The sequence below is a fragment of the Niveibacterium sp. COAC-50 genome (genome assembly GCF_013184235.1).
In the GTDB taxonomy this organism is placed as follows: Bacteria; Pseudomonadota; Gammaproteobacteria; order Burkholderiales; family Rhodocyclaceae; genus Niveibacterium; species Niveibacterium microcysteis.
In genome coordinates this window covers 1,689,868-1,698,939 of record NZ_JABCJM010000001.1, presented here as the reverse complement: position 1 = coordinate 1,698,939, position 9,072 = coordinate 1,689,868, and the positions used below count along the sequence as shown (strand labels likewise).

At 62.6% G+C, this 9,072-nt stretch carries 10 protein-coding genes and 1 pseudogene; 1 reads left to right on the top strand and 10 read right to left on the bottom strand.

Annotation, left to right across the window (positions count from 1 at the left end):
* Window positions 1–616 precede the first annotated feature (616 nt).
* Window positions 617–1,694 (top strand): annotated as a pseudogene (locus HH302_RS07450) (IS3 family transposase).
* 115 nt (window positions 1,695–1,809) lie between these two features.
* Here HH302_RS07450 and HH302_RS07445 read toward each other — a convergent pair.
* The 10 genes from HH302_RS07445 to HH302_RS07400 form a co-directional block, all read right to left on the bottom strand.
* The gene (locus tag HH302_RS07445) at window positions 1,810–2,469 is read right to left on the bottom strand and encodes an HAD domain-containing protein (protein WP_216661773.1); all 660 of its coding nucleotides are present in this window, start codon (window positions 2,467–2,469) and stop codon (window positions 1,810–1,812) included.
* Window positions 2,470–3,181: 712 nt separating this feature from the next.
* Window positions 3,182–3,370, bottom strand: a complete 189-nt coding sequence (locus HH302_RS07440; protein WP_172200565.1) for a hypothetical protein — start codon at window positions 3,368–3,370, stop codon at window positions 3,182–3,184.
* Window positions 3,367–3,840, bottom strand: coding sequence for an HAD domain-containing protein (locus HH302_RS07435; RefSeq protein WP_172200563.1), 474 nt, complete (start codon window positions 3,838–3,840; stop codon window positions 3,367–3,369). The genes HH302_RS07440 and HH302_RS07435 overlap by 4 nt, the downstream gene beginning before the upstream one ends.
* 212 nt (window positions 3,841–4,052) lie before the next feature.
* Window positions 4,053–4,814: a metallophosphoesterase gene (locus tag HH302_RS07430; RefSeq protein WP_172200561.1), complete on the bottom strand. Its 762-nt coding sequence runs from the start codon at window positions 4,812–4,814 to the stop codon at window positions 4,053–4,055.
* A complete protein-coding gene (locus HH302_RS07425) occupies window positions 4,811–5,308 on the bottom strand; it encodes a 3'-5' exoribonuclease (RefSeq protein WP_172200559.1) in 498 nt (165 codons plus the stop codon). The genes HH302_RS07430 and HH302_RS07425 overlap by 4 nt, the downstream gene beginning before the upstream one ends.
* Window positions 5,302–5,634 (bottom strand): hypothetical protein, encoded by a 333-nt coding sequence (locus tag HH302_RS07420; RefSeq protein WP_172200557.1) that lies wholly within the window; start codon window positions 5,632–5,634, stop codon window positions 5,302–5,304. The genes HH302_RS07425 and HH302_RS07420 overlap by 7 nt, the downstream gene beginning before the upstream one ends.
* Window positions 5,621–6,361: a metallophosphoesterase gene (locus HH302_RS07415; RefSeq protein WP_172200555.1), complete on the bottom strand. Its 741-nt coding sequence runs from the start codon at window positions 6,359–6,361 to the stop codon at window positions 5,621–5,623. The genes HH302_RS07420 and HH302_RS07415 overlap by 14 nt, the downstream gene beginning before the upstream one ends.
* A gap of 244 nt (window positions 6,362–6,605) precedes the next feature.
* Window positions 6,606–7,205: a hypothetical protein gene (locus HH302_RS07410; protein ID WP_172200553.1), complete on the bottom strand. Its 600-nt coding sequence runs from the start codon at window positions 7,203–7,205 to the stop codon at window positions 6,606–6,608.
* On the bottom strand, window positions 7,196–8,242 hold the full coding sequence (locus HH302_RS07405) for an AAA family ATPase (RefSeq protein WP_172200550.1): 1,047 nt from the start codon (window positions 8,240–8,242) through the stop codon (window positions 7,196–7,198). The genes HH302_RS07410 and HH302_RS07405 overlap by 10 nt, the downstream gene beginning before the upstream one ends.
* Before the next feature lies 1 nt (window position 8,243).
* Window positions 8,244–8,732 carry a 3'-5' exoribonuclease gene (locus tag HH302_RS07400; RefSeq protein WP_172200547.1) on the bottom strand — a complete coding sequence of 163 codons (489 nt, stop codon included), beginning with the start codon at window positions 8,730–8,732 and terminating at the stop codon, window positions 8,244–8,246.
* Window positions 8,733–9,072: the final 340 nt, after the last annotated feature.

Sequence of the window (9,072 nt, the reverse complement as noted above, 5' to 3'; positions counted from 1 at the left end):
ACGAGGTCACCCGGCTTTAGCGCCACCGCGGCGGGAATCGGAGGGGGGGGCGTTTCCCGGCGCGGTGGCGGTTTCGGTGCCCGGCATGCTTTCCGTGCCGCACCTCACCGAGATCCCTACCTGTGCGCTGGGAACGAGGTCACCCGGCTTTAGCGTCACCGCGGCGGGAATCGGAGGGGTTTCGTTTCCCGGCGCGGTGGCGGTTTCGGTGCCCGTCAGGTCTTCCCCTTGGCCCCTCGCCGACGCTGATCCAGCGAATTGTGCTCTTCGGACGCGCGCAGAGGTCGCTCGATGGGTAACGCACAGGGGTGGTGGATGACGAAAGCGCTCCGGCAAGGTGTGCTGAAGTCAGATGAGCACAGGAGCCAGAAAGTGGCTTTTCGGCTGTCCGTGTAACGTGACCGTTGATCTGGCAACGGTCGGTGATTTGCGAGAGTCGAGATGTTCGCGGCTAACAAGAATTGGAACGGACGTGGAGTGCAAGGGTAACGGGCATTACGCCGGCGTTACCCTTTGGGCATACGTAAGCTCTCCCGCCACGAGGACTGTCTGAAACAAGAGACTTCCACCATTTGGAGGAAGACGCGATGAGAAAGCGAGGTTTCCGGAGTCCCCGATGCTGGCGATCCTGGGCGAGGGTGAATCGGGGCTGCCGGCGGCACAGGTGTGCCGCCGGCACGGCATCAGCTCGGCGACGTACTACCAATTGAAGAGTAAGTATGCGGGGATGTCGGCCCCCGACGTCCGGCGGCTCAAGGAGCTGGAGGCGGAGAACGCGCGGCCCAAGAACTTGTACCCGGAGCTGGCCCGGGAGAACGCTGCGATCAAGGACGTTCTGTCGGGAAAATTGTGACGCCGATCGCCAAGCGAGTCGCGGCGCAGATCCTGTTCGAGGAGCACCGTCTGTCTCGTGCGCGGGCCTGCCGAACCGTGGGTTTATCGCGGTCGGCGCTCTACAAACCCACGAAGGACCGGTCAGTCCAAGACGCCCCCGCCATCCACGCGATCAACGCCGCATTCGAGAAGCGACCGCGTTGGGGCTTCTGGAAGTGCTTCGATCGACAGTGCCACGATGGGTATGGTTGTAACCACAAGCGGGTGTATCGCGTGTAATCCGCCATGCGCCTGAACCTCAAGAGCAAGGTACGCCGACGGCTGCTCACCCGGGAGCGTCAGCCGCCGTCGATCAGCCTGGAGCTCAACCGCGTCTGGGCCCTGGACTTCATGCGCGACACGCTCTACGACGGGTGTCCGTTCCGGACCTTGAATGTGATCGACGAAGGTAACCGCGAAGCACTGCACATCGAGTGCGGCACCTCGATCCCCTCGGCACGCGCTGTTCGCGTCATGGACCAGTTGGAAAACCTGAGGCCATTCGCCTGGACAACGGGCCTGAGCTGACCGCGGATCTGTTCGTGGCCTGGGCCCAGTAGCATGGCGTCAAACGGCTGTTCATCCGACCCGGCAAACCCAATCAGAATGCCTCCATCGAGTGCTTCAACCGCAGCTTCCGCCCGGAGGTGCTCGATGCCTGGCTCTTCAATGCCGTTAGCGAGGTCCAGGCCGCTGCCGCCGACTGGCTCACCGATTACAACCAATTTCGGCCGCATGACCCCCTGGGGCACGTGCCGCCCGTCATCTCCAAATCTCGGGCATTCAACCCGGATGTCTCTACTTTTGAACTGCCCACTTGACAGGGTCGCTTACGGGACTGGCGGGCCGGCAGGTGTTGCGCGTTGCTCACTGCCCGGGTGATGTGGCGAGCTGACATCATTGCCTTCTCGCCTCAGGGGAAACGAGGTAAGGTTGTTAAACCAGCAACTGCCGTAGCCGGTCCTGAGCGGCAGGGTTACCAAGCCCCTCATGGTGCGACGTTGCAACGAGTCGGTTGATTTCCGATGCGGGCCAGCCGTCGGTGTCGTCGTCGATTGCGATCCACTCATTGAAACCGCGACGCTTCGCAAATTCAGCGATTAGTCGGTAACGTGTATCACTGAATCGATGCAAGAGCACTGCGCCTACGACGCGTGCCTGCAGTCCTTTGGGCAGCGCGGCCTTGGCGCCCGCATAGCGAACGCTCGCATCTCGCGCCCAGCTTGTCGACAGCACGATCTTTACATCCGGGTGATCTTGCAGGATGCCTTCAAGGATTGGTGCCCACATGAAGAGGTGTCCGCTGCCCTCGAGGTAAGGCTGGCCATCGTGCGGTGAGGGGTAAACGTCCCACGGGTGCAAAACACCGTCAAAGTCGAGAAACAGGACCTTCCTGGCATTGCGCAGTGCAGCGTGATCTTCGATTTCATTTGCCATCGTGATCTGCTGTCTCTGCATCGGCCGGAGTTTGGCTTGGCACTTCTCCATATGCTCGCTCATGCTCCCTGGAAGCACCTGAGGATCCTCGTCCGCCATTTGGGGAAAGCCGGCTGCGACAGCCCACGTGGGCCAAGTGTTGTTGAGGTATTGCTCCATTGCCGTCTCCGATGCGTGATTTGGTGGGCTAAGGATTGTGTCCGGAACAGTGAGTCGCAAGGACTTTTTGAGGTTTCTTGCGCTCTCGCTGTGCCGCCATTGGAAACGGTGGATTGCGTTAGTCATTTCGCCTTAACTTCGCAAGGGGCAAGGCGAGTGTTCGGTCGCTCGTTGCCGGCGGATACGGTGCCTTACGATTCCGGATAGCCCCAGACCCCACGAAAACACTCCCGGCGAATTAGAGCTGCCCGGCTGGCAGGGGATGGTCAAGCGGCGAGGTTTCATCCTGGCTGCGCTTTCGCAATTGACCGTGGGTGCCTGTTGCGGAGCATCAAGCACTGCCCGGAATGCTTGGAATGTCCTTGCCTCAGCTCACACGGATTCTGTTGCCGACCTGTGCCGGCTATGCGACCGACAACAATCGGATCGTCATTGCGGCGAGGCCGGCCTCGTGGGGCAAAGTGCAGAGATCGAAAACCGCATCCCTAACCGCGATAGCTGGACTTCTGTGAGCCAATTGACCGGATTGCATCAAACCACGGGCGCTGCCTTCAAGACCTGGGCGATCGTCGTCGGGCGCGACCCACGGTAGGCCGCGCCGACGATGCCGGCGCATCCAGTCACGACACTCGCACTCGCGCGGAGGAAGGTCCGGCAGGTGCAAGTCTTCGGATGATTGTTGACGCAGATCCGGCCTCATCCCAACGATCCGCTACGCGAGTTTGGGCGGAAGCAGGGAGGAGAGACCGCCGAGGCGTTGCCCGAGGCGGCAACTCGTCGACGTCACTACGTCCACCTGAAGGAACTGGGCAAGCAAGATTGCGAGCCCGGCTGCGCGGTTAAGCTCGGCATCATCGCCGGTGCCATGCAGCACGTCGTTGAAGTCGAGGACCAGGATCACCTGAACTCCCGGGCTAGCGCCTCGCGCAGGCGCTGCTGCGCAACGGGATGGCCCAGACCGCGCGCGGGCACTGTCGCGATGAGTTTGTGATCCAGCCTGGGGGGCCAACCCCACGCGTCGTCATCAATGGCAAGCCAACGCTCCAGTCCCGCGCGTTCGATGTACCCGGCGATCTGCTGATAGCGGCTAAGTTGAGCGAAGACGGTGCGGTTCATTGCTGTGTGCCAGGTCGCGCCAATCACGCGCCGCTGCAGCGTGGCCGGCAAGTGCTTACGGGTTCGCTCAAACCCCAGGTGCACGACCCAGGTTGTAGAGAGCACCACGCGAACTGCAGGGAAGTCAGCGAGGATCTCTTCAAGGATCGGCGCCCACATGAACAGCTCACCTTGTTCATCGAGCTCCGGTGTCCCGTTGCGCAGATACACCTCGCCGGGATGGAGAACTCCGTCGAAATCGAGAAACAGAATCATCGATCAGTCCTTCCGCTCGCGAGCCCGCCGGAGTTGCTCGCGCGCTCCTTCCAACTCAAAACTCAGCGCATCGATCTGGGCCCGCATTCCTGCTGCCTCCTCGAGCAACTGGCGGACGCGAGACCATTACGCGTAGCCCAGGTCGCCGTCTTCCATACCCAGCTTCTGCAGGGTCTTAGGTGCAAGCGTGAGGTCCAGTATGTCCGGCGCATTCATCCGACCTCCAACACAAGCCGTGCGTCAAAACACGAGTTCTCGCGCTGTCCGTTCGCCAGCGGATAGCCCGCTGGGTTGGCCACTACGCGTGTCCCGTCCACGGCGTAATCCGAACTCGCGTGGGTGTGGCCATGCAGCCACAGTGCGGCACGCCCATCGAGCAGGGTGTGTTCAAGGTTTGACGCAAAGAAACCGGTTGCGGGATCGGCCAGGTACTGCGGTGCGATCGATCGGATCGAGGGCGCGTGGTGTGTCACCACCACCGTCGGGCCGTCGTGTGGCATGGATAGGCGCTGATCCAACCAGCGGCGCGAGCGGCGATGCCAGCGCAGCATGTCCTGAGGGCTGAGCTTCAGACCCGGCATCGTCTCGATCGCACGGAAGTCGTTCAGATACCCGGCATGGGCGAGCACCGCATTGGCGTCCCATAACAACTCGAAGTCCGTCCAGAGCGTGCAGCCGAGAAAGCGCACGCCATTAATGACTGCGGCCTTGTTCTCCAGACAGCTCAGGCCCGGCACCGGTGCGGCGCGAAGCTGCCGAATCACCCGACACCAAACGTGCCGGTAGCCTTCGTGGTTGCCTGCTACATAGACGATGTGTTGCGGCAAAAACTCGCGCCAATGCAGGAGCCAGTGCAGCGCGCGTGCTCCTGGGGCGATGTCGCCTGCGAGCACCAGCACGTCCGCCGCAACGTCGACGGGGGGGAACCACGGCCCGTGCTCTAGGTGCAGGTCTGACAGAAGCCAAATTCTCACGACGAGGTCTCCCCTTTGTGGGCATTCACCCACGCCATCCATCCGGCCCGGTTCGCCCGCGCGTCGTGCAGTGCGTGGTGCCAGCAGCCTTGCGTGGCCTGATAGTTGCGGACGGCTGCGTGAAAAACTGTCGTGTCGATCAGGTGTGCCAGTTTGTAGCGTTTGGGAGCCAGGTTCTCTGGCAGACCTTCGCCGAAGGCATCCCACAGCAAGTCCAGATCGTGTTGCGAGTCGCACGCGATCTGGACTTGGAGCGGCAGCGTGGCGAACCACGCCCACAGTCGAGCCTCAAGTTCGACGCGGGTGCAGACCGCCTCAGCCTGCAGGCCCAGGTGCGGCAAAACTGCGAGGCGCACAAAATCGCTAACCGCCGCGCGCCGATAGTCGCTGCGCTCGGCGTAGAACAGGTACTGACCGTCCTCGGACACCATGCCGATCGAGATCAGCTCGCAGTCGATGAAGTCGGTGAACTCCGTGTCGAGGAAGATCAGCATGGGTTCGCACTCAGAACAAGCGCCATCTGGCCACCCACCCAGCTACCCAGTTTGACTGCGTACAAATGCAGGTGCGTGTCGCCGAGCACGAAGACCATCGACCATTGCGCCTCGGGCGGCGTCCGGCTTGGGTCGTTGTCGTCTCGAAACGCCGCGCGAACGCCATGCCGCGGCAGAACTTGTTCCACAAAACCGGCGAGCAGGGCCGAGTCGAACCGCGGCGCTCGGATGGTCACCGAGCGGGCGTCGTCGTCGATCACCGCCTGCACAGGCAAGTCGGCGAGACAAGAGCCCATGTGTTTCATGTAGCTGTCAATAATCCGCATCAGATGCTCCAAAGCGGCTGTTGCGTTGCTCGTCGAGCTCCCCGGGCCGAATCACTGTCCCGTCCAGCGCAGTAATGCCGCGCAAGCCCACGCCCACAGGTCGATAGGGCACAGATTGAGGCATCAGTGAGGAGTAGGGCAGTGAGTCGTGCTGGTGACCATGCACATGCAGGGCGACGCCCAGGCATGCCGCTAATTCGTCGAGCGCGGGCCATCCGTGTGGGTGCCATCCTGGCGCCTCATGGGTGACCAGGACTTCGGCCGATGCGGCCGAGAGCGTCTCTAGTTCGTCCGGGAAGATCGTTGAGCGCTGGCGCAGCGGCAATCCGCCACGCCAGCGGTTGCCTTTGCCGCAGCGCGCCAGATATACGCTGGCTGACGGCCATGTGGGATCGAGCGGTGGTGCCCAAACGCCGCCCCGAAAGACCCCGCCCAGACCCGCGATACGTACGCTTGCGACGGTCGCAACCCGGCCGTGCAAATTGCGATCGGCGAGTTCACTCCCAAACAAATTGTCGTAGCTCGCTTCGCTGTCGGTGTCATGGTTTCCGTGGATCCACCACACTTCCGTGAGATCCAGGATCGACGCGAGTTCGCGTTCGAGCGGTTGTGACGCCTCGATGTCGCCGAGCAGGACGATCGCATTCGGCCGGCGCTGCCGGACAGCTCGCACGATGTGGGTGAATTGGCCATGAGGGTCGCCGCAGAACCAGATTGCTGGGCTCATTGCACGCTCCGCAACGCTTGACCCATGAGTCCGCACAGGACGCGCCAGCAGCGCTCCCGTTCGCTCGCTGGCGCGCCTTCGTCCGCCAAAACAGCACAGCCCGGAAGTCGCGCAAACGCTTGCACGTCCTCAATCCACCGAGGGTCGATACCGCGATCCCGCGCGCGATCCGCCTCGTCGGTCGTGGTCACGAGAACAAGTCCTGCACGCACGGTGCCTGTGCGCTCCGTCAAAAAGCTCGCCATCACGGCTCCTTCCGAAACTCGCTGGGTTGCATTCTCTGGACGGCTTGCCGGAGTGCAGGTGGCGTGTCGTCGGGCAGCCAGCGCGATGCGACTTTGCGTAGCGCGGGAGGCTCGCAGGCGCGCGGGTGGGTCTGGATATGTTCGGCAATGTCGGAGCCATCGGCCTCTCCGAGCGCCTGGCGCTGCGCGAGGGCCAGAATGTCGACTCGAAGTTGTGTGAGGGCGTCCAGCACGTCGTCAAGGACCCTACCGAATTGGGCGGGCGAGGGCGTGATTCGCTCATCGGTGGAGAGCTTGCGCCAGATCGCCGGGGCATGTTCGAGCAGGAATGCGATGGCAAACAGGGGTTTCAGGCCCTCCACGGGGCCGCCCAAGGCATCGCTCAGCCTTACCAGGGCCTCAGCCGGTGTTTGGGCGGGCACGTCGCAGCGGAAAATGCGTTCGTTGATCGATGCACGGAATTTGCGCTCCAGCGCGGCCGCGCTCAGACGGCTGCACGTCTCCGGCGTCGGCAGCGCACAGAGCTTGCGCTCAAGATCCTCCCAGCGCTTTGCGCTTCTTGCCTCCGCGCGCCTGATCGCGCGGTCGCTCAGTGCCATTGGCATGTTTTCGGTCTCCGGCTGAGGTGCTCGATGACGGCACGCTCTAGGGCTCTCCTCGCTTGGCGAGGCGGCATTTCGCTGAGCTGGCGGGCGAGTGCGGGTGAGATATGCGGCGGCAGCCATCCGTCGAGCTGCCGTTCGGAAAGCAGGCGTGCGTATGCCGACTGGATGATGATTGCCCCTTCGGCGCGCGTTGGCTTGCGAACCTCGAATACCTGGGCGCGCGAGAGGATCGGACGCGGGATCGTGTCGAGGTGGTTGGCGGTGGCGACCCAATTGACTGCGGACAGATCAAGCTCAATCCACGGCACCGATTGATCGGACCATTGGCGGGCGGTACGCGGTTCCCACAGGTGGAGCAGAGGCGCCAGCGGATCGTCCGTGCGGCTGTCGGTTCGGGCCTTGTCGAGTTCGTCGAGGGCGACTAGCGGATTGGCCACCGGGTTGGCGGCTACAAACTCGAATAGTCGGCCAGGTGCCGAGTTCGACCAGTGGGTCGATGAACCGGCCAAGTCCGAACTGTGTTGCGCGCAGGCCATGTCGATCACAAGTGGCGTCGGGAGCGCCAACACGTTCGCGAGACTCAATGCGAAGTCTGTCTTCCCGACCCCGGGAGGACCGACCAGGATCAGACGCTGCCCAGTGATGGGTCGCCCGATCGCGCCATTCAAAATCGCCTCGCGTTGCAGGTGGTCGATGGCTGCCGCGAAGTTCGGGTGAGACTGGCGCAGGCAGTCCAGTTCGGCGGTGGCATCGCCCCCGCAGGGGCCGCCCAGTTCGCGCATGATCCCGGCTTGCTCGATGGTTTTCTGAATCGCGCGCGTCCGTTCGGCCTCTTCGATACGGTGCTGGGTGTGGTCAGCACGCGAATTGGCCATCTGCCGTACCAGTTGGAACATCGGTTTCGCAGCCAACATGCGCGCCGGCTCGTCCTGCTCGCGGACGGCGAGCGCGATCTCGTGGGTGCCATCTTGGACTTCGGCTTCCGCGCGGCGCTCCCTGAGCCAGCGACGCACTTCGTGGACGTCGGCCATCTCACGAGTCCTGTTGAGCGCGCTCGCTCATCAAGGCTCGCCAGCCTTCGGCAAGCGCCATGGCGTCAATCAGCGCGTGGTGACGCATGTTTGCATGGGCGCGCCACACGCGGTCCTGTGCGTCGGAAAAGGTTGACTGTGACGCCAGCGGTCCGGCATCGACGACGGCTGCGATTGAAGGGTGCCGCTGACCCAACAGATCGTCGAGCAGAGTCAGATCGCCGACGAAATCGATCACAAGCCCTACGTGCGCCAGCGAGGAGAGCCATTTATTGAGAGCGCTTGCGACGACGTGCGTCGATCCTTCCGCCGTCGGCGGAATAAGTCCGAGCAGCGGCAGTACTTCGGGGCGTACGAAGTCTGAGCAAGCGGCGATCGAGACGTTGGTCATTTCACCGTAGAACCTGTCGCCAGCCTCGGTCACTAGCCCGATGCTGAGCAGTTGCGCGGAGGTAAGAGACGTGAATTCGGTGTCGATGAATACGAGCACGGGCTTCTCCTGAGTAGCTGCCGGTGCAGGTTATGCACCGATCTCACGAGTCGCCAGTGGTTCTTCGGTGCTGATCGCGGGATTCTTTGTCGACAGAGTCTGTGGATAAGTCAGGCGCTGAAGCGGCCTTGGCTGTTCGCAAGAAGTCTCCTTGCGGAATGCCTACTTATTGGGCGGCGCTGCCGTGGCTGGTAGCCTGATATTTCACATGAGTTAGGTCTGCGTAGCCATTAAACGCGCACACATCGGGTTCGCGGCCTCGATTCTGCGCAACAGCCGACTGGTCCGCATCATGCGGACCTGATACCACCCCCTGCGCGGCGCCGTCTGACGGTCGCTT

Coding starts and splice junctions, on each gene's coding strand:
- HH302_RS07445 (WP_216661773.1), bottom strand. CDS start 2,469: ATGGAGCAATACCTCAACAACACTTGGCCCACGTGGGCTGTCGCAGCC.
- HH302_RS07435 (WP_172200563.1), bottom strand. CDS start 3,840: ATGATTCTGTTTCTCGATTTCGACGGAGTTCTCCATCCCGGCGAGGTG.
- HH302_RS07425 (WP_172200559.1), bottom strand. CDS start 5,308: ATGCTGATCTTCCTCGACACGGAGTTCACCGACTTCATCGACTGCGAG.
- HH302_RS07420 (WP_172200557.1), bottom strand. CDS start 5,634: ATGCGGATTATTGACAGCTACATGAAACACATGGGCTCTTGTCTCGCC.
- HH302_RS07415 (WP_172200555.1), bottom strand. CDS start 6,361: ATGAGCCCAGCAATCTGGTTCTGCGGCGACCCTCATGGCCAATTCACC.
- HH302_RS07410 (WP_172200553.1), bottom strand. CDS start 7,205: ATGGCACTGAGCGACCGCGCGATCAGGCGCGCGGAGGCAAGAAGCGCA.
- HH302_RS07405 (WP_172200550.1), bottom strand. CDS start 8,242: ATGGCCGACGTCCACGAAGTGCGTCGCTGGCTCAGGGAGCGCCGCGCG.